Source organism: Bacillus sp. C1 (assembly GCF_054570475.1).
In genome coordinates, this window is record NZ_JBTMZT010000023.1 from 1 (window position 1) to 22,640 (window position 22,640).

General features: G+C 35.0%; 22 protein-coding genes, 1 pseudogene and 1 other annotated feature. Of the genes and pseudogenes, 2 read left to right on the top strand and 21 right to left on the bottom strand.

The window, feature by feature from the left end; all coding sequences use genetic code 11:
• Positions 1–157: 157 nt before the first annotated feature.
• The 16 genes from ACX5JI_RS25960 to ACX5JI_RS26035 form a co-directional block, all read right to left on the bottom strand.
• A complete protein-coding gene (locus tag ACX5JI_RS25960) occupies positions 158–1,021 on the bottom strand; it encodes an MBL fold metallo-hydrolase (RefSeq protein WP_459503855.1) in 864 nt (287 codons plus the stop codon).
• A gap of 245 nt (positions 1,022–1,266) precedes the next feature.
• The gene (locus ACX5JI_RS25965) at positions 1,267–2,094 is read right to left on the bottom strand and encodes a DegV family protein (protein ID WP_459503856.1); all 828 of its coding nucleotides are present in this window, start codon (positions 2,092–2,094) and stop codon (positions 1,267–1,269) included.
• Between the two features lie 521 nt (positions 2,095–2,615).
• Entirely contained in the window at positions 2,616–2,840 is a 225-nt protein-coding gene (locus ACX5JI_RS25970; protein ID WP_459503857.1) for a hypothetical protein, read from the bottom strand.
• A 300-nt stretch (positions 2,841–3,140) separates the two neighbouring features.
• A complete protein-coding gene (locus tag ACX5JI_RS25975) occupies positions 3,141–4,799 on the bottom strand; it encodes a multicopper oxidase family protein (protein ID WP_459503858.1) in 1,659 nt (552 codons plus the stop codon).
• Positions 4,800–5,063: 264 nt separating this feature from the next.
• Complete coding sequence (gene argS / locus ACX5JI_RS25980; RefSeq protein ID WP_459503859.1) at positions 5,064–6,752, bottom strand: arginine--tRNA ligase; 1,689 nt, start codon at positions 6,750–6,752, stop codon at positions 5,064–5,066.
• A gap of 44 nt (positions 6,753–6,796) precedes the next feature.
• Positions 6,797–7,010 (bottom strand) — a binding site (T-box leader).
• A gap of 40 nt (positions 7,011–7,050) precedes the next feature.
• A complete protein-coding gene (locus tag ACX5JI_RS25985) occupies positions 7,051–7,827 on the bottom strand; it encodes a class I SAM-dependent methyltransferase (RefSeq protein ID WP_459503860.1) in 777 nt (258 codons plus the stop codon).
• A gap of 48 nt (positions 7,828–7,875) precedes the next feature.
• Positions 7,876–8,310 (bottom strand): BrxA/BrxB family bacilliredoxin, encoded by a 435-nt coding sequence (locus tag ACX5JI_RS25990; RefSeq protein ID WP_459503862.1) that lies wholly within the window; start codon positions 8,308–8,310, stop codon positions 7,876–7,878.
• Between the two features lie 83 nt (positions 8,311–8,393).
• Entirely contained in the window at positions 8,394–8,777 is a 384-nt protein-coding gene (locus ACX5JI_RS25995; RefSeq protein WP_459503863.1) for a thiol-disulfide oxidoreductase DCC family protein, read from the bottom strand.
• 4 nt (positions 8,778–8,781) lie between these two features.
• The gene (locus tag ACX5JI_RS26000) at positions 8,782–9,909 is read right to left on the bottom strand and encodes a conserved virulence factor C family protein (protein WP_459503864.1); all 1,128 of its coding nucleotides are present in this window, start codon (positions 9,907–9,909) and stop codon (positions 8,782–8,784) included.
• 634 nt (positions 9,910–10,543) lie between these two features.
• Entirely contained in the window at positions 10,544–11,194 is a 651-nt protein-coding gene (locus ACX5JI_RS26005; RefSeq protein WP_459503866.1) for a PspA/IM30 family protein, read from the bottom strand.
• Between the two features lie 239 nt (positions 11,195–11,433).
• Positions 11,434–11,790 carry a lmo0954 family membrane protein gene (locus ACX5JI_RS26010; RefSeq protein WP_459503867.1) on the bottom strand — a complete coding sequence of 119 codons (357 nt, stop codon included), beginning with the start codon at positions 11,788–11,790 and terminating at the stop codon, positions 11,434–11,436.
• Between the two features lie 577 nt (positions 11,791–12,367).
• On the bottom strand, positions 12,368–12,706 hold the full coding sequence (locus ACX5JI_RS26015) for a single-stranded DNA-binding protein (RefSeq protein ID WP_459503868.1): 339 nt from the start codon (positions 12,704–12,706) through the stop codon (positions 12,368–12,370).
• A 179-nt stretch (positions 12,707–12,885) separates the two neighbouring features.
• Positions 12,886–13,140, bottom strand: a complete 255-nt coding sequence (locus ACX5JI_RS26020; RefSeq protein ID WP_459503869.1) for a DUF4318 domain-containing protein — start codon at positions 13,138–13,140, stop codon at positions 12,886–12,888.
• 154 nt (positions 13,141–13,294) lie between these two features.
• Positions 13,295–14,026, bottom strand: coding sequence for a Bax inhibitor-1/YccA family protein (locus ACX5JI_RS26025; protein ID WP_459503871.1), 732 nt, complete (start codon positions 14,024–14,026; stop codon positions 13,295–13,297).
• A gap of 75 nt (positions 14,027–14,101) precedes the next feature.
• On the bottom strand, positions 14,102–15,994 hold the full coding sequence (locus ACX5JI_RS26030) for an ABC-F family ATP-binding cassette domain-containing protein (RefSeq protein WP_459503872.1): 1,893 nt from the start codon (positions 15,992–15,994) through the stop codon (positions 14,102–14,104).
• On the bottom strand, positions 15,991–16,638 hold the full coding sequence (locus tag ACX5JI_RS26035; RefSeq protein ID WP_459503873.1) for an HD domain-containing protein: 648 nt from the start codon (positions 16,636–16,638) through the stop codon (positions 15,991–15,993). The genes ACX5JI_RS26030 and ACX5JI_RS26035 overlap by 4 nt, the downstream gene beginning before the upstream one ends.
• 108 nt (positions 16,639–16,746) lie before the next feature.
• On the opposite strand from ACX5JI_RS26035, the gene ACX5JI_RS26040 reads away from it, so the two are divergent.
• On the top strand, positions 16,747–17,337 hold the full coding sequence (locus tag ACX5JI_RS26040) for a hypothetical protein (protein WP_459503874.1): 591 nt from the start codon (positions 16,747–16,749) through the stop codon (positions 17,335–17,337).
• Between the two features lie 301 nt (positions 17,338–17,638).
• Here the strand turns inward: ACX5JI_RS26040 and ACX5JI_RS26045 are convergent, their stop codons facing one another.
• The gene (locus ACX5JI_RS26045) at positions 17,639–17,791 is read right to left on the bottom strand and encodes an exosporium protein G (protein WP_459503875.1); all 153 of its coding nucleotides are present in this window, start codon (positions 17,789–17,791) and stop codon (positions 17,639–17,641) included.
• Positions 17,792–18,003: 212 nt separating this feature from the next.
• Here ACX5JI_RS26045 and ACX5JI_RS26050 point away from each other — a divergent pair, with 212 nt between their 5' ends.
• A complete protein-coding gene (locus ACX5JI_RS26050; protein WP_459503876.1) occupies positions 18,004–18,999 on the top strand; it encodes an excalibur calcium-binding domain-containing protein in 996 nt (331 codons plus the stop codon).
• Positions 19,000–19,202: 203 nt separating this feature from the next.
• Here ACX5JI_RS26050 and ACX5JI_RS26055 read toward each other — a convergent pair whose 3' ends face one another.
• The 4 genes and pseudogenes from ACX5JI_RS26055 to ACX5JI_RS26070 form a co-directional block, all read right to left on the bottom strand.
• Positions 19,203–19,976, bottom strand: a complete 774-nt coding sequence (locus tag ACX5JI_RS26055) for a Cof-type HAD-IIB family hydrolase (protein ID WP_459503877.1) — start codon at positions 19,974–19,976, stop codon at positions 19,203–19,205.
• Positions 19,977–20,432: 456 nt separating this feature from the next.
• Positions 20,433–21,005, bottom strand: coding sequence for a histidine phosphatase family protein (locus ACX5JI_RS26060; protein ID WP_459503878.1), 573 nt, complete (start codon positions 21,003–21,005; stop codon positions 20,433–20,435).
• 701 nt (positions 21,006–21,706) lie between these two features.
• On the bottom strand, positions 21,707–21,970 hold the full coding sequence (locus ACX5JI_RS26065) for a hypothetical protein (protein WP_459503879.1): 264 nt from the start codon (positions 21,968–21,970) through the stop codon (positions 21,707–21,709).
• A 412-nt stretch (positions 21,971–22,382) separates the two neighbouring features.
• Positions 22,383–22,538, bottom strand: a pseudogene (locus tag ACX5JI_RS26070) (IS4 family transposase); the annotation flags it as partial.
• Between the last annotated feature and the right edge of the window lie 102 nt (positions 22,539–22,640).

Sequence of the window (22,640 nt, forward strand, 5' to 3'; positions counted from 1 at the left end):
TTCTCTGTAAAAACCCTTTTACTCATAATTTTCTCCAGTCTTTATGTTTTTCTTAATTATATACAAAAAAACCTATAGGGAGACTTTTTTAGTGTCTACTCTATAGGGTACATTTTAAACATTCTTGGGCCTTTTAACACACTTTTTTCTGAGTGCATTATTCAAAGCTTTCAATCTGGTATCCATTTACAAAAAATTTGATTGTTTCTATCTCTTCAGCATTTAATTTTCTTTGCAGCCCCTTAGTAAGTTCTTTCATAATGGCTTTTTCATTCCTCTTATATTTTCCCGTCAGAAATGCTGTATCTTTTAAAAAATTAATTTTCAATTGGAATTCCTCTTTATAAACGGGCTTATCGTGATGAGATAAGAAAAAAATGTCTGCGTCATATTTTTCAAGCTGCTTAACTAGCTGCAAAGTATTTTTAATGGTATAACTCCATTTTTTTGAGTAGAGATTTGCGTACATGCAATCCCCTAGAAACAGAACTTTTTCTTCAGGAATATAAATAACAGTACAATCATCAGCGTGATCGCCACCCACATGTTCAATTACAGCAGTTACTTCCCCTAAATGAATAGATATTTGCTTATCAAATGTAATATCAGGTATTGGAAGAAACACCTCTCTCTGATGACCTAATTCTTTCTTTATTGCTTCCGCGCAAAACGGAATTTCTATTCCTTCTTTAACGCGCTGATCTAAGAATTCATCCTCCCATGATAAATTTTTAAGTCTTTTAATTTTTTGGTGGGTTTTATAATGAGCAATCATTGGTACATCTATTGCACTCATCCCGAATACATGATCCCAATCTGAGTGAGTAAGAACAAGAAGGTCGCCTTTAATATGTACTTCTTCTAATTGTTTAAGAAATAAATTAGCATGCTTAGGTGAGTTTCCAGCATCAATTAATAATGTCTTTTTTGTTCCTGTAACCGCTGCTAAAATTGGTCGATCCGTTTCTTGATACGGCGGTAAGTATACAATTCGATTTGATATTCTTTCTATTTTTTGCAAGTTCCTATGCTCCTTTACATGGTGACATATGTTGCCCTCATTCTTTAGAAAATAATTGTAGCTTATCAAAATTTGACATCCTCATAAAAAATACCACCTTTTCTGTATACTCCCACAGAAATAATAGCGTGTTTTTCGTTATACGAATACCAATTTATCCTATACTTATTACTAAACATTGCATCTCTTATTCTCTGAATTATTTCCATTTACATAAGAACGAAAATATCAAAAAAACCCGTGAATTATTCACAGGTTTCCCCTTTCGAAAAGCTAATGGCAATTGTTCCAGCACCTGCATGAACAGCAAAAGATATAGGAAGCGGGTAAAGTAGAAACTTCATTCCAGGAAATACTTCTCTAAAACTAGCAACCCATTCTTCTGCCCCTGCTTCATCATTAGCGTGGAAAACGTGTACTACTTTCGGAATTTCTTTTTCAAGTTCACTTCGCATATATTCTTTGCATTTTTGTATTTTACGAACTTTCTTCTCTAATACAAGTTCGCCATGTTTTACTTCTAGAATTAAGTTTACACTTAGTAGACTGCCTAGTATAAATTGTACACCTTTCACACGTCCGCTTGCATATAGGCCTTTCAAATCTTTTGGAAATACATAGTAAGGACTACGTTCCACATGTTGGAGTGTTTTTTGTATATCTTGCAAAGTCATACCATCACGGTATAACGTTTGTGCTTTTATTAAAAGTTCATCCATTGGATAACTTGTTGTTTCACTATCTATTACGATTAAAGGAAACCCTGCCATTTCTGCGGCAAGTTGCATATTTTGATAGGTACCACTTACTTTTCCGCTAATTGTGATAGCAAATCCCGCTTCATATTCTTCTTTACATTTCGAAAAAAGAGCAACCATCTCTCCTAAATTAGGTTGTGACGTCGTTACAGTTACACCTTCTTGTAACGCAGCATAGACACGTTCACGGACACCTTCTTCACAATCTTTATAGGCTGTTCCATTAATAACAATTTCAATCGGTATCACAAAATTATCTTCATTTGTTGTAAAACTTGCAGTTGTACTATCAGTAAACCAAGCAACACGCTTCATGTTGTTCCTCCCTTGTGCGCATCCTTTTTGAACTTTTCTCACAATTCTATCTATGTGAATTATAAAAAGGACTATGCTTGTTATCATAACAAGACTACTTCTCTTTTTCTACAGAAGTTGGATCATTTACGGAAAGTTTTCAAATTTCATATCGAATCTACCTGCATTTGGACACGATTTCGACATATTTAATTTTAGTAACTACTATCAAACTAAAAAATAAGACTTCTAACACGTATACAAAGTTAAAAGTCTTATCTCATTGCTTTATTTGTCATTGTAGTTTTTTTATCTAGTTCAGTTTAGCCTATATATAGATCATATATAAATCCATTTTGATTTTAGGGCATATAGCCCGCTGCTAGGAAGAACAAAAAGTGAACTACACTCATTTTCTCTCTTTGTTTTCACTTTGCATGGGGCAGGAAGAGGGGTTGACCGCTTCTATGCATGGCCAGATGCTCTCTCCCACCTAAAAAGAATGGTTTTCTGTCATTTTTTCCATTTGTATTTATATAAATTTAATCATTAATAACTTTCTCCGGTCCTCCCTTTAACATGTATGCAAAACTCGTAATAAACACTACACAAAATATAATAATAGTAGGCCACATATTAAAATGAAATTCTTTACCAACAAATAATCGATACATATTATGGAACAAAATATTAACCCCTATGATAATAGCCCCTAATATTGTACTTGTTGCAAAAACGATCAAATAAAATTTAAATTTCTCAAACATGATACGTTTACCCCTTTTCTAAAATCCCCTTAATTTAATCTGATTAGAAAATTATACCATTCCTAATTTTGATATCTATAAACCTACATACATTTAAGAATACTTTAAGGACGCATTAAGCAACTCTCCATTTTGTTCAAATTGAACCACCTTCACTTCGTTTAGAGGAGAAGGGCTTCTCGGTTAAAATGCTAAAAAGAGCAATCGTCTCCACGATCGCTCTTCAAAGGCTTGCTACAATCCTCACTAATTTTCTCACTTTATATTTAAACATTTTAGAGTAAGTTCTATAACGTAACATTACTCCGGCATATTAGGGATATTAGGATTGGGAACATAATCTGATTTATAATCTTTATATTTTACCTCTGTTACCATCCCTGCTGAAGCATGATGTAAATCATGACAGTGGAACATCCATTCCCCTGGATTATCTGCTATAAAGGCTACTTCATATTCTTCTCCTGGTTTTAAATTCAGAGTATCTTTCACAATTGGGGAACCTTCTATTGGTTTACCGTTTTTACTTAATACTTGGAAAAAGTGACCGTGTAAATGCATTGGATGATCATCCATTTTAGAACGATTTACTAATTTGACTTTCACTAAATCCCCCTTTTTCACTTTGATTGGATCAATATCAGGGAATGTCTTTCCATTAATTGTATACACCATTTCGTTGCCGTTCATTTGAGTATTCAAATCCATTGTATATGCGGCAGTATACTGTTGGTCTAATGTGAATCCTCCTAATTTCTGGACACCGTATTTCGGCATATCTAATTTTGGAAGTTTTTCTTTTTCATTTGCTTTATCTTTCATCTCTTTGCTACCTTCATACTCAATAACAGCTTTCATTCCTTTTACACCTTTTCCTTCACCATGATCTTCAACATACCATTTGCCAGGATTATTCGCCGTAAATTCAATATCATAACGTTCACCCGGTGCAATTGAAATAACTTGATCTTTAATAACTTTTGGATCATTTATTGGCTGACCATCTGTTGCGATTACTTTGATATCGTGTCCGTGAACATGAATATTATGTGATAAGTAACCAGCATTGACCAATCGAAGTCGAACTTTATCTCCTTTTTTCACTTTCAGCGGCTCTACTAAATCTCCACTTTTACCATTGATTGTGAATAAATCATACATACTCATATCATGGCCTTCCATTTGCATACCATTTGACTCTTTATCCATTTTCATATTTCCATGATCCATGCCTTCCATATTACCGGAGTCTTTTTTATCACTTCCCATGTCCATACCTGAATGATCCATGCCTTTCATATCGTTATTCTTTTTCGTATCACTGTCTTCTTTTTCTGCTTTACCTTTTGTCATCTCTTTTATTTGTTTATCGATTTCTTTTTTATCTGTTACCCATTCATCTAACATTAAGGTGTAATCTTTATCATATTTTTCATTTGTATCTTCTACAACAAGAGCACCATACAATCCTCTATCTAATTGATTAACGGAGTCTTGATGTGAATGATACCAATAAGTTCCTGGTACGTTAGCTTCAAATTCATAGGTAAAACTCTTTCCAGGCTCCACCGCATCTTGTGTAACTCCTGGAATTCCATCCATATTATTTGGAACGGGATACCCATGCCAGTGAATCGATACAGGTGCAGATAATTCATTTTTTAATGTAACTTTCACTTTTTCTCCTTTTTTCACACGAATTTCTGGACCAGGAGATGAGCCATTAAATGTCCATACTGGGACAACAACACCGTTACTTAGTTTTTGCTTCTCTTCTTTCGCTACTAAAGTAACTTCTGGTCCTTTTACAACTTGTAATGGTTTTGTTGCAGTTTCAGTCTGTGTTACCTTTTTATCGTTCATATTTTTATGATCACTTGTTGTATTTGTGGACGCAGAACATGCAGCAATTACAGATATTACGGAGATTGTAACTGCTGTTAATACAAACCTCTTCATAATAACTTCCCCCCTTCCGTTTGTTCACAATGATTATATAAAACGATTATCAAGAAATTATGGAGATACAAAAAAATGAAAGGCCCGCCACAATGTGACGAGCCTTTCATTTTAGAGTTCAATAACAATTTATGATAACAAAACTGAGGTAAATAATCTGCAATAGTTACACCTTTTCGTCCGGGAACTTCAATATAGGACGCTTTATTTTGTCTTTATCTTATTTGTAATTAACTACTACAGTAACATTAATAATTGTATTTCTTACATTTCTTCCGGAGCACCCATTCCAAGCAAGCGCAATCCTTCTTTTAACACAATCGTTACTGCATAAACAAGTGCAAGTCTGCTTTCCTTCTCTTCATTATCTTCTAAAATACGAACATTCCCATAATATTTATTAAATGCTTGTGCTACATCTAACAAATATTTCGCAATATGAGAGGGTTCATTTTTAGAAAAGGCTGTTTCAATCACTTGTGGGAATTTATTCAATAATTTTACTGTACTCCAACTATAATCATCACTTAATTCAAATGTTTCAGTTTCAAATTCAGCCTGTTCTTTTCTTAAAATGGAACAAGCACGCGCTTGTGTATATTGAACATATGGTCCTGTTTCCCCTTCAAATTTCAACATTTTTTCTAAAGAGAACTCAATATTGTGCATACGTTCATTTTTTAAATCGTGGAAAATGACTGCCCCAACACCAACTTGTTTTGCAACCTCCTCTTTTTGTTTTAAGTCTGGATTCTTCTCTTCAATATTGTTCTTTGCAAGTGTAATCGCTTCTTCTAATACTTCCTCAAGTAATACGACTTTCCCCTTACGTGTCGACATCTTTTTACCACCTTTTAAAATAAGTCCAAATGGTACATGTGCCATACCTTCTACCCAGTTATAACCAAGTTTTTTCAATACCGTAAAAAATTGAGTAAAATGTAAACTTTGTTCTGCTCCTACTACATACAACGCTTTATCAAACTCATATGTGTTTTGACGATAGAGTGCCGCTGTTAAATCGCGCGTTGCATATAACGTAGCTCCATCTGATTTCTTTATTAAACATGGCGGCATATCTTCTTTTTCTAAATTAACAACTTGTGCTCCGTCCGATTCTTCTAACAAACCTTGTTTCACTAGGATTTCAACAAAATCATCCATTTTATCATTATAGAATGCCTCTCCTTGGAAGTTGGTAAATTCAACACCAAGCAGTTCATAAATACGAGAGAATTCTTTTAAAGACTCATGACGGAACCAATTCCATAAAAAGACTGCTTCTTCATCACCGTCTTCTAATTTCTTAAACCATGCACGGCCTTCTTCTTCTAGCCCTGGATTTTCTTTTACTTCTTCATGGAATTGAACATATAACTTAAACAATTCACGAATCGGATCTTCTTTTACAAGCTCTTCACTTCCCCATTTTTTATATGCAGTAATTAATTTCCCAAACTGTGTTCCCCAATCACCAATATAATTGATCCCTACAACCTCATATCCACACTTTTCAGCGATATGTTTTAAAGAGTTCCCAATCATCGTTGAACGTAAATGTCCCATGGAGAACGGTTTTGCGATATTTGGTGAAGAGTAATCGATTACTACTGTTTTTTCTCTTCCGAAATACCCCTGCCCATATTCTTCTTTTTCAGCTAAAATCGCTTTTAATACGTTATCGCTTACTGTATGACGATTGAAAAACACATTCACATACGGTCCAACTGTCTCCACTTTTGTAAAAAATGAATCATTTAAATTTCCAGCGATTTCTTTCGCGATAATTGCTGGTGCTTTTTTATATTGCTTGGCGAGCATGAAACAAGGGAATGCTGCGTCTCCGAATTCATCTTGCTTCGGAGTTTCAATTAGATCTGTAATCTGTTCCAACGATAATTCTGAGTCAATTACTTTAAATAAACTTTCTGCGAAATTAATTTTATATTCCATATTGCTCCCTCCTTATTTTTTTAAAACAAAAAACTCGTCTCTAAAAAAGAGACGAGTTATCACCCGTGGTACCACCCTTGTTGTTCCGAAGAACCACTTTCCCGTTTATAACGAGGACAGGGGGCCCCGGCTTACTCTACTATTCATTTCAAGCAGCGTCTCTGAAGTGCGCTTCATCCGTTTCTCCGTACTAGGCTCTCACCATCCCTAGCTCGCTTTACTTCTGAACCAGACTACTCTCTTCATCTGCGACATAATATATAATTGATTATTGCTTATTATACATCTTTTCAAATAATTAACAAGGTTCAATTACACCAAAATGAAATTTCGCACTTTTTCGCTTATATACGAAGAAGTTATGCCTTTCAAATCGTGTACTACGGAAATGATCTTTTAAAACAACTCGTTTTCTAGCTACACGCTTTGCTTCTGCAATCGTTTCATCTGTAACATCGTTATACAAAGCAAAGTATTTTAAACCACGAATCCCATCTGATTCAATTACTGTTTCTTCAAACATTGGATCGAGATAAACAACATCATAACTGTTGTCTTCACAGCGCTTTAAAAAATCAAAATGCTCGGTTTTCTTCACTCTAATTCTACGCATCGCTTCATCGATTTCTGAAATACCCGCACACCACTGCTTTAACCCTTTATTCATGATATAAGCCATGTAACGATTTCCTTCTAGCCCTGTTATAACTCCTTCTTCTCCTACAACGTAGCTTGCTACAATGCTATCTGATGCCATACCAAGCGTACAATCTAACACCGTCATTCCTCGTTCTAACTTTGCAGCTTGTACAAATGGATCATGTTCTCCACGCATTAACCTCTTCACACGAAACATCGCAGAATTCGGATGGAAAAAGAACGATTCTTCTATACCTTTTGGATAAATCGCTAATCGATTCTTTCCTACAACAAGTACATCCTGATCAAATTGTTCATGTAGTTTCACCATAGATATATCATTACGTACGACAAAAGAAGATTGTAATTCTTCCGCTACCTCTTTTGCGTAAGTTATCATTTCCTCATTTGTTCGTCCTGCTGTTGTTACAATCATCTTTTCACCTCAAATATAAAGAAAAAAGGGAGAATCACTCCCCCTTTTTTAGCAATGCTTTTCAAAAGCCTGCTCTAAATTATTAATGATGTCTTCCATTGTTGCTCCTTCAATTTCATGACGATGAATGAAGTGAACAACTTCTTTTCCTTTTAATAACGCCATAGATGGTGAAGACGGTGGAATATCCCCAAAGTACTCACGCATTGTAGCTGTTGCATCTTTATCTTGTCCTGCAAATACAGTTACAAGGTGATCTGGTTGTTTTTCAGCACGTACAACTGCTTGACCAGCTGATGGACGAGCTAAACCAGCTGCACATCCGCAAACAGAATTTACAACAACTAATGTTGTACCTGTCGCATTTTCCATATATTCTGTTACAGATTCTTCAGTAGTTAATTCTTCAAATCCAGCACGCACTAACTCTTGGCGCATTGGAATTACCATTTGACGCATATATTCTTCGTATGCATTTGACATCTTGTAATCTCTCCTTCAACTTTCATTCCAAATTCATCATATCACGCTCGTATAATAGGTGCAAAAGAAAGATAGCGTTGTCATCATTTTTTTGAAGGAATTTCACAAATTCCTTCGCGGCAGTGTCCAACAGGTACAAGTTTTCTATGATTGGCGATATAATCATATACTTTATTTCCAAATCCAAGTAGCATGGATAACTTAATAAATGGAACCGCAATCCAATATGCTGGGATAGACTTTGTTAAAACATAAATACTACCAATTCCATCGTACCATTTGTCGTTTTTGAAAATATAAAGTCTTTGTTCCATCTTACTTTGTAATGCTTCAGAAAGCTGATATTCTTCCACAACTTCTTTATCACGAAAAGAGACGAACTTCATCGCACTTTTTCTATCAAGTTTCTCCGTACGCTTTGCCACTGCCGTGCACATCGGACACCAATTATCATAGAAAACGATCATAGGACTATTCCCCTTTTCGAGACTCCGTCATCTGTTTCCAAACTGATCCTTTCGCCTCTTCTCCGCCTTCAATACGTTCTAATGCTAAACGAGCCTGCATTGCTACTTCGAACTCTGGATCATCTTGCGCTACGCGTAGAGCTGGAATTGCACTCTCATCGCCCAGTTCAAATAAAAACATTGCTGCACGCCAACGCACCAATTTACTTGGATCTTTAAGTGATTTAATCATCACAAACATCGCTGCTGGATCGCCTACATCTGATAAACAATCGCCCGCAGTACGGCGTACACTCACAGATCGATCTAGTAAAGCTTTATACAGTAATGGCAATACTTCCTCACCTTTTACCATACCTAAATACGCTGTTGCCAGGCGGCGAATAGATACTTTCTCATCTTCTAGCGCTTTCTTCAATACAGAAATATCTTCTTCTGTAGGGTCCATTTGTTCAAGCGCTGCATAACGATTTTTCCAATCAGGATCCGCCATCATTTCCTCTGTTACTTTATATGGTTCACGCTTTGTAATCGTTACTTCTTTAGCACCCGCTTGATCTAATAATTCTTTTACAGTGTTTTCAACACGTTCCTCTGGATAAGCAGCTACAATTTCTTCGACAACTTCTTTTCCTATTTCTTCAAAATTGCCATAACGAGTACTTTGTTCCACCCATTTCCGTTCTTTCACAACGTTAGGTGCAGACATTTGTACTTTCAGAATTGCTTCTTTAAAATAATCTGGTAAACCTACTCGTTCTTCTGTTGTTCCATCTGTTAATTTCACTTGCATTGGAATCGTAAAGAACATTTGAACGAATACTTTCACTTCACCAAAATGCGAAAGTTGCTCCCTTTCATCTTCTTCTGTCACTTCTTCTCCAAAGACAGCACGAACTTGTTGCAAAAGTACTTTCCAGTCATACTTCGCATTTCGCTCCACTGCTAAAAAGTCTGCTACATGATATACCCCTTTAATACCTTCAATTGTTAAAATTTGTTGCACTTGTTTTGGTGCTTGTTCTGTATTTTCATTTGTATAATTATTACGCGCTCCTGATGGTAGCACTTCATTTAAAATAACTTTCATTGTATTCGGACTTGGCGTCGGTTCAATTGCTTTAATCTTCACGTAAATAAACTCTCCTTTATTGCTTGTTCTTAGCTGTATTGTAACATGTTCTATTACTATAATCCTACTGAGACGCTTGTTTTTTCTAATCGCAATTATAGTCTTAGTAGAACTGGTGAATATCATGTTAGAACTGTCCCTATTGATATATTCTTTTTTCGTATCATGTTCCTTCTCTCTTCCGCTCAAAAAAAGGGAGATTGCTAATAGAAAGTAAAGTTTTAATTAATCCTCTTCCTCGTTTTCACTGAATTTTAAGATGAGGGTCTTACTTCCCGTTAACACAGGATAGATAAAAAAAGGTATTGCTTTGCAACACCTTTTCTCAGCTTGTTGGGAAACAGGAGCCAGGGGGCTCCTGTTTTTTTGTCGTTTTTTGCTGGTTAGTCGATATCCTTTGTCGAATCGCTGATATATTTTAATTTGCGCCGATATATGATGAGAAACGGTCGATATATTTGAAAAATCGTCGATAAAATTTCATTCACCACTTTATACGAACCAATCTCGTCAGATTACCATGTTTCTTTTTATAAGTTCGTAGCAGTTCTCTTTCTCCACGACCTGAAAAAAAGGTATTGCTTTGCAACACCTTTTTTCTACCACCATAAGTTCATTTTATGATGTACTACAATTATTTTGTTAAAGATACTCCGTCCTTTTCTTTCATATCGCGCTCAAGTTTGGCAATTTTCATATCAAATGTATCACGTTCATGCTCTTCATTCATGCGAAGTTCTAAATCACGAATATGATCTTCAATTTCTTCAAATCGTAAGAACGGATTATTCTCATCCATTTTATGAAGAGCTGTATTCATACGACGGTTCGCATGGGCCATATTTTCGCGTGCCATTAATTCCATACGCTTTGCATTCATTTCTTTTAGTTTATTTTTCATTTCAGAAAGACGACGTTCTAACTCATCAATTTGCTCCACTACACCTGCATACATCTCTTCTAAGCGTGATACTTGCCCTTCATAGTATGCTACTTCTTCTAATGCGCGTTCATGCAATTGCATTTCGCCTGCTTCTTGTGCAATGATCGCCTGCTTTGATCGCTTATTTACGAAATAACGAGCCTGCTCAAGTTCACGGGCAAAGTTAGATTTTAACGTTTTATGACGCTCGATTAATTTTTCAATTTTTGTTATTTCACGTTCGCTATCGCGTAAATATTGGTTTAACAGAGCAATTGGATTTTTTCTTTCCTTCTCATCTAATACATTATGAAAATCTGCTAAAATTGCATCGCGTACACGTCCGAATAAAGATTGTTTCATTCTAATCTTCCTCTCTTCTACTTTATGATTTCAGTTATTTTATATATAAATCCAATTTGATTTTCTAACAGATACATTATGGTTATGAAGAATAGACAGAGACCTTCACTCATTTTCTCCTTCTGTTTTCACATGGAATGGGGCTAAAAAAGGCACTGACCCCTTTTATCCATGGCCGGATGCTCTCATCCATCTGAAAAGAATGGTTTGATGTTAGTTTTTTAATTTGGATTTATATATTAGTTTTTCATTAACTTATTCCACTCATCTTCAAAGTTGCTATATCGTTTAGAACCTTCTGAAGCGGAATCAACTACTACATCTTTTTCTTTTTTCCACTCACGGTATCCGTAGTATAGTACTACTATCGCTACAATACCGATCAATGCTGGGGAATGAGAAAGGGCGATTGACAAGCCGATTAAACCGAAAATACCCCAAGCTAACTTTCCAAAAAATGATTGTGCTCGCACAAATGATTTATAGCTCCAGTACACAATTCCTGCTCCAATTGCGAATTCTACAATACCACCAAGACTACCAAGAGCAATTAAAGCCAAAATACCGGCTACGATAAACATTAGAAATTGTTTCATCTTGTGCTTGCCTCCCTTCGATTTGATACTCTTATCTTAACTGTTTTTTTCATTTTCCATAACGAGCTTAAGAACCGTTTTCAAATCAGACTTAAGACCTATTCCAAGTTAGTCCTCCGTTAAGATGTATGTAAAACAAAATAGAAATTAAGACTATTCATTTTATATAGCATGTATTGTCAACCTAATTTTTATAAGATAAGAAATTAGATCAACTTATTATTCAAATATTTTCGATAATTGTTCTTGCATGCACCAAAAACAAACTAAAAAAATGATTTCGATAGAACATCGAAACCATTTTTTCAGTTTGCTTGGAAACAGAAGCTAGGGGGCTCTGTTTTTTGTCGTTTTTTGTTGGTGAATCGATATCCCTTGTCGAATCGCTGATATATTGTGAGAAACGATTGATATATTTGAAAAATCGCTGATAAAATTTCATTCACCATTTTATATGAACTAACCTCGTCAGCTCACCATGTTCACTTCATAATTTTGTAACATTTCCCTTTCTCAACAGCCTGTTAAAACATCTATTTTATTAGTACATGGTTCTTTTCCCTTATATTTTCTAATTTTACTGTGACGCCCCCTCTCTCTTCCGCTCCAAAAACGTAATTCTTTCAATTACAACTTCTGTTTTATATATTCTTTTTCCCTGTTCATTATCATAATTACTCGTATGAATACGACCTGTAATTCCAACAAGTGAACCCTTTTTACAATACTCGGACACATTTTCAGCTGACTTCCTCCAAACTACACAGTAAATGTAATCAGCTTGTTGTTCTCCTAAGCTATTTCGAAACCCTCTATTTACTGCGACACATATACGTGCATAAGCAATTCCTGGCTTTGTGTAGTATAGCTCTGGATCTTTCGTCAATCTTCCGATTAATACAACTCGGTTCATCATATTTATATCACCTCACATTTTTTCTTTATTGTAGAAAAAAATAGAAGATAGGTAAAAAATGCAAAATGATATATTTCTAATAGGAAATACATACTTTACATCTACTAAAATAAAAAAAGAAATTGTGCATGTTTCAATCATGCACAATTTCTTAAAATCTTTACACTTCATTATCTCACTTATACCTCGCTGCAAGATATGTAATATCCTCCTTGAGCCATCCGTATGTCAACTTGATACAGTGTATTTTCCAAATAAAAAGCAATCGGTTTTACTTTACTCTCAAATTTAAGTTTTTCCTTAGATTCAGCAGCATATGTCTCAATAGCCACGCAAATGGTTTCAGCAGATGGATAAGTCAAAGCATCATCTAGTTCAATGAAAAAGCTCTTTCCTAATAGTTTTTTTAATAGACCTTTCTTTTCTTTCATCATAACCTCTTCCCCTCTGCTATAGATTAATAATTCTTACTACTCCTATCATCCATATTATACCACATATAACAAAGTCTTCTTGATCTAAACAACTTTAAATCTAAAAAACGAAAAAGAAACCCTGCACATTTCAAATATGCAGGGTTTCTTTCAATTAGTCATTTTTCGTAAAGTAAGAAACGAAACGAAGGATTTCTAAGTAAAGCCATACTAGTGTCATCATTAATCCCATTGCACTGTACCACTCCATATATTTTGGAGCTCCACTACGTGCACCATTTTCGATTAAATCGAAGTCTAGTAATAAATTTAATGCAGCAACGACAATCACAACTGCACTAATAATAATACCGATTGTTCCACCTTGATGAATATATGGAACAGTAACACCAAACATGTTTAATGCGAAAACAATTAGATACATGATCGCAATTCCAAAGGTTGCAGCCATTATACCTGTGCGGAATTTATCCGTTACTTTTACAGCGCGAGTCGCATATAACACTAACATCGCAAATAAAATGGAAACTGTTAGCAATACGGCATTTAATACAATAGAATCTCCAAATTTCATTGTATATACCGCTGAAATACTTCCTAGCAAAATCCCCTCAACTGCTGCATAAATAGGTGCAAAAATAGGTGCCATACGCGGGAAGACTATAGCTACAAACGCGACGATCAAAGCAACCACTAACGTCCCGATGACTACTGGCATTTTCATTGTGCCTTGCATCATCTGTATGTATGAATAGACAGACGTTGCGAGAAGCAAGCCAAGCATGATGAATGTTTTGCCTACCGCTCCGCCAATTGTCATCGCAGATGCACCCGCTCCTTGTTTACGAAATGCCTCTTTTTTCAACATTGGATTAGATGTTCTCATTTTTTCCCTCCTAAAATAGGTTCTACCACTAGTGTAAAGTTTTTCTCTTTACATTTCAATATATGCAGCTTGTTTTTATTTTAAACCTTCAACGATGTCAGATAGTTCGCTCCAGCGTTCCATCGCTTTTTCTAGCTCTTCTTCTGTTTGCTGCTGCGATTCTGAAAGCTCCTGTGCTTTCGTAAAATCAGAACCAACCTTTGCCAGTTCTTCTCCGATCGTTTCTAGTTTTTCCTCTAACCCCGCAATCGTCTCTTCAATCGTTTCCCATTCACGTTGTTCGTGATAGGAAAGTTTACGTTTACGTTGTTGTTTTGGCGCTTCCTCTACTCTCTTTTCCTTCTGTACTTCCACTTTTTCTAGTATTTCTTGAGCCTTTTGTATATCTAAGTAATCACTATAACTTCCTAGAAATTCACGAACTTCTCCGCCACCAGTAAAGATAAATAATTCGTCTACTACTTTATCTAAGAAATAGCGATCATGCGATACAGTCAGGACGACACCTGGAAAATCTTCTAAATAATCTTCTAGTACTGTTAATGTTTGTGTATCTAAATCGTTGGTCGGCTCATCTAATAGAAGTACATTTGGCTCTCCCATTAAAAGACGTAATAAATATAGACGTCTTCTTTCACCACCAGATAGTTTACCGAGCGGTGTTCCATGTGAATGCGGTGGGAACAAGAAACGCTCAAGCATTTGGGATACTCCAATGACTTTACCATCCGTTGTATGAATGACTTCTGCAATTTCTTTAATATATTCAATCATACGTTGATTTAAGTTCATCTCTTCATTTTCTTGCGTATAATAAGCAACTTTTACAGTTTGTCCGACTTCAATTTCACCACTATCAGGTGAAAATTTACCTGCAAGCATATTCAATAAAGAAGATTTACCACTACCATTGGAACCAATAATACCAATGCGATCACCAGGTTTTACAATATGGCTAAAATTATGTAATACTGTCTTTTCACCGAATTTCTTTGTTACATCTTTTAATTCAAGTACTTTCTTCCCTAAACGGCTTCCGCTCAGTGAAATATCAACAGATTGCTTCGCCGCTGGACCCTCTTGCTCCTTTAGCTCTTCAAAACGTTGAATACGAGCTTTTTGTTTTGTTGAACGAGCTTTCGCACCGCGACGAATCCAAGCAAGTTCACGGCGATATAGATTTTGACGTTTTGATTCTTGTGCTAATTCTTGCTCTTCACGAAGTGCCTTTGCCTCTAAAAATGTACTATAGTTTCCTTCATAGCTGTACAGTTTACCACCATCTAGCTCAAAAATACGATTGGTAACACGGTCTAAGAAATAACGATCATGTGTTACAAGTAAAACTGCTCCTGTATAACGCGCTAAGTACTCTTCTAGCCATTCTACCGTTTCATGATCAAGATGATTGGTTGGCTCATCTAATATTAATAGATCCGGTGTTTCAATAAAGCACTGCGCCATCGCAATACGTTTCTTTTGTCCACCAGATAAGTTCCCAACAGTCGCTGTGAAATCTGTAATTCCTAACTTCGTTAAAAGTGACTTTGCATTCGCATTCGCTTCCCATGCATTCATCGCATCCATCCGTTGCTGTACCGCAAATAATTGTTCTTGCACTTTTTCATTACTCGGATCTTTTTCTATGTTTAATAACGCTTGTTCATATTCGCGAAGAAGGCGAATGAGCGGTGTATCACCATGAAATACTTGCTCAAGCACTGTTAAATTTTCATTGAAATCCGGTTGCTGTGATAAATAGCTAATTGTATAACCACGCGTATGCGTCATATCGCCTGTATCCGGAATTTCTACTCCTGCAATAATTTTTAATAATGTAGACTTCCCTGTACCGTTTACACCAATAATTCCTGCACGTTGTCCCTCTGCAATACTAAATGATAATCCATCGAATAACGGTTTATCACCATATGATTTAGATACGTTTTCTACTGTTAGCATTTTCATATTTGTGCATTCCACTCTTTCATAAATTGTTCGATAAACGCTTCCATATAACGATGACGAACTTCAGCCTCTCGTTTTGCAGCATCTGTATTCATTAAATCTTTCAACTTCAAAAGCTTTTCATAGAAATGATTTAACGATGGATCATTACTTTTTCGATACTCTTCTTTTGTCATGACTTCACGTGGCGGAATGTTCGGATCATACATTAAACGTCCTTTTGCACCACCATAAGCGAACGTGCGGGCGATACCAATTGCACCAAGCGCATCTAACCTATCCGCATCTTGAACAATCCTTCCTTCTAATGTTTCTACATGACCACCATGTCCACCTTTATATGACATATTTACAATAATATGAAGGATATGTTCCTTTTCTTCTTCAGTAACACTTAATCCTTCCAGCCACTCAGAAACTTTTTTCATACCAGCTTCTTCACTTTCGTTTAACTTTTCATCCGCAACATCATGAAGCAAAGCTGCCATTTCAATTACAAAACGATTCCCCCCTTCTTTGTCAGACAAAGAAATCGCTAATTTATGTACACGTTCAATGTGATACCAATCATGTCCACTGGCATCCTTTTCTAAAATATGTTTTACAAAATCAATTGTTTTTTGTATTTGTTCTCGTTTTTTCATTTATCCTCACCCAATTCCCTATTGTAACACGCCCACATTTTTTCATCACATATTTTCTTGTCCGCCCATAGACTGTTTTATACGTATGATCATGAAGGAGGAAATAAAATGTTCTATAATAACCAAGTCCCTTATTCAGAGACACCATACAATTCTCAAAATCAAGAGCAATCATACTTGGAACAGCAGTTTGAAAATCAAGAGATAGAACCACAACAAGAGTCTCAATATCAACCAAACCCATACTTAACACAACAGTCTCAAGATCCTCAACACCAACATAACCCATACTTAACACAACAGTCTCAAGAAACTCAGCACCAACATAACCCATACGTAGCTCAGCAATTTCAAGAAACTCCTTACTTATCCCAGCAGTTCCCTTATCAGCAGCCACAAATGTATCAACCAAACCAAACTCGTGTTTCACAACCAGGCCCTGGCCCCCAGGCAGTTCCAACTGAACCATCGCAACAGCAAATCCAACAAGCTGTTGGTACAAAATATTTAGCATTAAAAAAACCCGTGTTAGATTTTGTAAATCCGTGGGTTGAGTACGGTATGAACGAAGCTAAATACACATCCCATCAGCACGCAATGACCGAAATTGCTGCGATTATGTTCTTAGTTGGAAGTGGATTTGATCCGACAATCGCTCATTATATTGTTGAATCTTGGGAGAAGAATGAGCAATTTTAAAAGTGTTCATTTTATCACACATTAAAAGTAGGAAAGTGCCATAATTGCCTGTTATATAAGTATTTATGGCGCTTTTCATTTCTCTATATGTAATTCCTAACTTTTCTACTATTCGTATATCTATGGGCGTTAATGTAAGTTCCTTCCTATTATTTTTACTCATCCATTCCCTTCTCTAGCATATAACTGTTGTATATCATTATCGAATTTATGTAGTTTACATAAAATTATTATATGAAATTATTATATGAAATTAGTAAATAGACGGGTTACACCCGTCTATTTACTGGATTGCATTCCATTAAGAACATGTTGGAACGCCTAATGCCAAAAATAAAGCTGCTAAACTTGCTGTGATTGGCACTTTGAATGTGATAGTATCGTCTACTTTTGTTACTAAAAAGAAATTATCTCCTTCTTGTAACACACAAGTTACTAACAATTGTAATTCCATTTATACCCCTCCTTTCAGAGAAGTTATTAGTAGTCTATGAATTTATCGTAGAAACGTAATAGGAAATAAATCTATTTTTCTTAATATAAAGAAAAATAATTGCAAGGCCTATCAATAAGAAATAGAATTTTCTTATTTTCGTTAGAACTATATATTTTCCAATCTATTTCTATATAATGAATAAGGAAAATCTTACAAATGGAGGAATAAAAATGATGTTTTGGAGTAATATTAGTACAATTTTATCTTTAGCAGCTCTTATTCTACTAATCTTATGTATCATTTCATTTTTTAAGAAAAATGGAAAAGCAATGAAATATGGTAGACCTGCGGTTATTTGTTTCATTCTTTCATTTTTAGTCATGGCAACAAGCACTGAAAAAACAGATCACCCTATTATTAACTTTTTCGCTAATGTATGTTTAATCCTATTTATTTTCTTCCTTGTCTTAGCAATTTTATCTATCATTAAGAAAACTGGTATGGCGAAGAAGCAATTTTTAATTACTGCTGTTTTATTTATAGCTTTTGGGGTATTAACAAGTATTGCAGCTCCTTCTACTGGAAAAGTAACAGCAAAAGATAAAAAAGTTACTGAAAAGAAAGAAGTCGATGAAAAGGCTCAAAAGCAACAAGAAGAGCAAAAACGTCAAGCTGAAGAGCAAACTCAACAACAACAAGAAGAGCAAAAACGCCAAACTGAAGAGCAAACTCAACAACAACAAGAAGAGCAAAAACGCCAAACTGAAGAACAAACTCAAAAACAACAGGAAGAACAGAAACGCCAAGCTGAAGAGCAAGCTCAAATGCAGCAAGAAGAACAGAAACGTCAAGCTGAGGAACAAGCTCGTAAACAGCAAGAAGAGCAAAAGCGTCAAGCTGAGGAACAAGCTCAAAAGCAACAAGAAGAGCAGAAACGTCAAGCTGAGGAGCAAGCTCAAAAGCAACAAGAAGAACAAAAGCGTCAAGCTGAGGAGCAAGCTCGTAAACAGCAAGAAGAGCAAAAGCGTCAAGCTGAAGAACAAGCTCGTAAACAGCAGGAACAACAAACAATGCAACAATCACAACCTACAGAAAGTAATAGTAATGTATACTATAAAAACTGTACAGAAGTAAAAAATGCAGGTAAAGCCCCTATATACAGTGGACAACCTGGATATAGCCATAAACTAGATCGTGACGGTGACGGTGTTGCCTGCGAAAGATAATACAAAAAAGAAGCTCTATTCATGAGCTTCTTTTTTCATGTTGTTGAAAAAAGATCTTGTCAATAAAAATATCACCTAAATGTTTTAGACTATAAAAAAGTATTAGTCTGTTAAAAAATAATTGTAGACTAAAAAATTGTTTTCTGTACATGAAAGCACCTTTTTAGTCTGATCACCTAGAAATTAGGAAGTGAACTAGATTCTCAAATAATCCCACATTTTCTCAGTGCATAGTCGATTCCGTCTTCACTGGACTTTTTTGTGACGAAATCTGCAACTGCTTTTAATTGTGCATTTCCATTTCCCATAGCAATCCCAAGTCCTACTAATTCCAACATGTCTATATCATTTCCACCATCTCCAAACGCAATTGCTTCTGATTTATCAATGTTAAAATACTGTAAGACTTTTTTTATTGCTAAAGATTTAGATACTTCTTCTTGTAATACATTTAAAATAAAAGGATGCCATCTAATAAACTTAAGATGTGGGAACTTGTGGATGTATTTCTTTACCATTTCATCAGTAGCATACAAACACATTAAGTAGACCTCTTGATTATAAATATGTTTATTTATAGTTGGATAATCATTTAATGACAACGTTTCATTCAATGCTGCTAGTATTTCTTTATCTCTTATACCATTCATACTAAAATCTTCTGTAAAGAATGATAGTCCGTTATTTTCAACATAAGCAAATTCAACCACTTCACGAATAATGCTTTTATCTATTGGTACTTTATGAAGAACTTCTCGATTGTGTTTCACATAAGCTCCATTCGCTGTGATAAACGTATCTACTCCTAATTTTCTTATTTCATTACACATAGATAACGGTCTTCCTGTTGCTGCAACTACCCTTAACCCTTTATTTTTCAGTGCTTTTATAGCTTCTTTAGTATTGTCTGAAATATGACCACTTTCATGGTGGGTAAGGGTTCCATCAACATCAAAAAATACAATTTTATACTCCATAAGATAGCTCCTTTAATAATTAATACATATGTTAGAAGTTGATTATATAAAATTAATAATAATCAAAAAATATACATTCTAATTATAGAATAAGTATACATATATTAATAGGAGTTCAGCCTCATGCCCATCAATTTAAGAGATTTTAATACCCAAAAAACGAAAATTTTGTGCATTTTTCTCTTTTTATTGTTTTAGAGTAACTAGTTCTTTTAGCTTGATAGGCACACGACGATACCTCACTTACTGTTCATTACATTTATACGTCCCTGTTTGTTATTTTTAATTCCTTGACTATTTTCTTCTTCTTCTCGGGATGGCCGTGAATTTTGTACGCTAAGGAACCGAGTTTTTTAGATTGTTGAACTCAATCCCTCGTTAGTTCCATATTATCCCAGTATCCCTATTGTTTATAATACACGTCATTGGGAGAAACTATGGATGAATAAAGTCAATCTATGAAATTTCCCACAATCTTTTAACCTCCACCAATTCCTGTCCATTGAATTCCATTCTGTATATATCTGGTTTTGATGTATGTAGTAAAAAATTCAAATCATACTTACTGTCATAATATCCCATCACTAAAGTCATAACAGCTCCATGAGTACCTAATACTACTTTCTGTCCTCGATAGGTGTTTAATAATTCTTTTAAGACTTTTATAGCACGTTTCTGACAGTCGATATTAGACTCTCCTCCCGTTAAAGCAAAGTCGGGGTCTAAGAATGACTTTTTTATCAAAGGGAATAATTCTTTATCCGATATTCGTTCCTCTTCAGCGATAAAAATCCTCTCTTTTAAGTCTTCAAATACTAAAACTTCTTGTCCTATTTGCTTCGCTAACTGCTGAACAGTTAGAATTGAACGATTGTATGGGCTTGAGATAACAACATCAATTCCCTCTCCTTGTAATACATCTGTTATTCGTTGAACTTCTAATTTTCCTTTTTCAGTTAATCCTCTTGTTCTTTCTTTTCCGGCTTTTGGTGAATCTCCGTGCCTCACCATATATATGAAAGTTTTCATAATTACCTCCAATTTTTTTAGGTTTCTTTATTCCGTATATATTATATTAATTAAAAAGAACTTTCCTAATGACCATAACTAATACTCACTATAAATCCTTCTACATGCGATATCTTAAATACATTTCTTTACAATTCCCTCTCCACATTAACATATGTATCTAATTTAGTCTCCTTAATAAGCTATTTCCAGTATCAGATTTTCAGGTAAAAATAACCACCCTCACTACATACAAAGCCAATTTCCTTATCGTACAAGAAATCAGCTTTTTATTATTCAAATTTTTCTTAGCGTATATTTTCGTTAAAAAAACCACCCTAAGAGCATGCAAGATTTTATACAGTTTTTCGGCTAATCCAGTAACAAACGGGGACCATGAAACCCACGCCAGGATAGGAATGTATAAAAAAATGAATAGAGTCATAGAAAAAGAAAAAGGAGGATTCCTGGTGAGAGTAGGGATTCGCCTTTTTCTTGCTACCGATAATTGTGCGTTATGTTAATTTCACATGTATGGAATATACACACTATTGTAGATTTGAAATACAGTTACGATATTTGTAAGAAAGATGCGATGCTTTATTTCTTCAATCAAAAAATTTTAAATGAGTTTTTATCAAAATTTTGGTCAAAGTAACGCTTAAAGTCACTATACAACCTGAAGAAATACTTCCACCACAGTAATAGAACAAATAATCAGCTTAACCAAATGTCAAAATTTTCATCCTCATATATTCAAATTCATTACGAAATGATTTTTCTTCCATCTCGATGTAGTTACTAAGTTCAATTAAAATTTCCAATCGGTAAGGACTATATGTTTCAGGAATAATTCTTGGTTCCCAATAACCGAGCCTAACCATGCCTATTTTATTATTGATTTGAACTTTTGCTATAATATGCTCGTGGTCATCCAATTCAGCATGTAAAATAACAACATTTTCTCCTGTTGTATGGTTTAACATAATAGTTATATCCCTTCTCATTTTTGGAGTGTCTAATGTTCAACAAAACACACCCTAGAATAATCAAACATTTTTATAAAAATTCCCTCTATATCTAAAACGGTAAAATCTATTTTAATCGATATTTTTTCAAAATGCATTTTTTGAGACTTCCGTAAAATGGGGAACATATGAGGGTATAGATATTTACGAGATATTGAAAGATTCCTATATGAATCACAAATAAACCAAATATATTTACTTTTGACTAGCGTGGTTTTTTTCCAAAATGCTAGCGATACCCCATCGCTAGCAAGCTAAGCTCATACAACGTCAATTATAGTAGAGGTTGTTTCTTTTTTCTAAAGGCTACGTATAGGGAATTTAAAGATTTGCATACGAAATAAACCCTAATGGGTTTCATTTTTTTGATTTAAGCCGCTTGATTATTAGACAGGGTACAATTGTAAACGACACCTAATATATCAAAGACTGTTTTCTTCTCATATCGATGAGATTTTCGTCCGTTTTGCTGTAGGAGGTTGAACAGGCGAAGTAGAATCTTTGATAGCTCTTGGGTGTCTTTCTTACGATTAGTCAAATGTTTTTTAGAGCTATAATTGATTAAATGCCAGAGATTTTAGGCCAATTAGAATGCAAACCAAATACCCCTAATATGTGTCTATTTTTT

Coding starts and splice junctions, on each gene's coding strand:
- ACX5JI_RS25965 (WP_459503856.1), bottom strand. CDS start 2,094: ATGAAGCGTGTTGCTTGGTTTACTGATAGTACAACTGCAAGTTTTACA.
- ACX5JI_RS25970 (WP_459503857.1), bottom strand. CDS start 2,840: ATGTTTGAGAAATTTAAATTTTATTTGATCGTTTTTGCAACAAGTACA.
- ACX5JI_RS25975 (WP_459503858.1), bottom strand. CDS start 4,799: ATGAAGAGGTTTGTATTAACAGCAGTTACAATCTCCGTAATATCTGTA.
- argS (WP_459503859.1), bottom strand. CDS start 6,752: ATGGAATATAAAATTAATTTCGCAGAAAGTTTATTTAAAGTAATTGAC.
- ACX5JI_RS25985 (WP_459503860.1), bottom strand. CDS start 7,827: ATGATTGTAACAACAGCAGGACGAACAAATGAGGAAATGATAACTTAC.
- ACX5JI_RS25990 (WP_459503862.1), bottom strand. CDS start 8,310: ATGTCAAATGCATACGAAGAATATATGCGTCAAATGGTAATTCCAATG.
- ACX5JI_RS25995 (WP_459503863.1), bottom strand. CDS start 8,777: ATGATCGTTTTCTATGATAATTGGTGTCCGATGTGCACGGCAGTGGCA.
- ACX5JI_RS26005 (WP_459503866.1), bottom strand. CDS start 11,194: ATGAAACAATCTTTATTCGGACGTGTACGCGATGCAATTTTAGCAGAT.
- ACX5JI_RS26010 (WP_459503867.1), bottom strand. CDS start 11,790: ATGAAACAATTTCTAATGTTTATCGTAGCCGGTATTTTGGCTTTAATT.
- ACX5JI_RS26015 (WP_459503868.1), bottom strand. CDS start 12,706: ATGATGAACCGAGTTGTATTAATCGGAAGATTGACGAAAGATCCAGAG.
- ACX5JI_RS26020 (WP_459503869.1), bottom strand. CDS start 13,140: ATGATGAAAGAAAAGAAAGGTCTATTAAAAAAACTATTAGGAAAGAGC.
- ACX5JI_RS26025 (WP_459503871.1), bottom strand. CDS start 14,026: ATGAGAACATCTAATCCAATGTTGAAAAAAGAGGCATTTCGTAAACAA.
- ACX5JI_RS26030 (WP_459503872.1), bottom strand. CDS start 15,994: ATGAAAATGCTAACAGTAGAAAACGTATCTAAATCATATGGTGATAAA.
- ACX5JI_RS26035 (WP_459503873.1), bottom strand. CDS start 16,638: ATGAAAAAACGAGAACAAATACAAAAAACAATTGATTTTGTAAAACAT.
- ACX5JI_RS26040 (WP_459503874.1), top strand. CDS start 16,747: ATGTTCTATAATAACCAAGTCCCTTATTCAGAGACACCATACAATTCT.
- ACX5JI_RS26045 (WP_459503875.1), bottom strand. CDS start 17,791: ATGGAATTACAATTGTTAGTAACTTGTGTGTTACAAGAAGGAGATAAT.
- ACX5JI_RS26050 (WP_459503876.1), top strand. CDS start 18,004: ATGATGTTTTGGAGTAATATTAGTACAATTTTATCTTTAGCAGCTCTT.
- ACX5JI_RS26055 (WP_459503877.1), bottom strand. CDS start 19,976: ATGGAGTATAAAATTGTATTTTTTGATGTTGATGGAACCCTTACCCAC.
- ACX5JI_RS26060 (WP_459503878.1), bottom strand. CDS start 21,005: ATGAAAACTTTCATATATATGGTGAGGCACGGAGATTCACCAAAAGCC.
- ACX5JI_RS26065 (WP_459503879.1), bottom strand. CDS start 21,970: ATGTTAAACCATACAACAGGAGAAAATGTTGTTATTTTACATGCTGAA.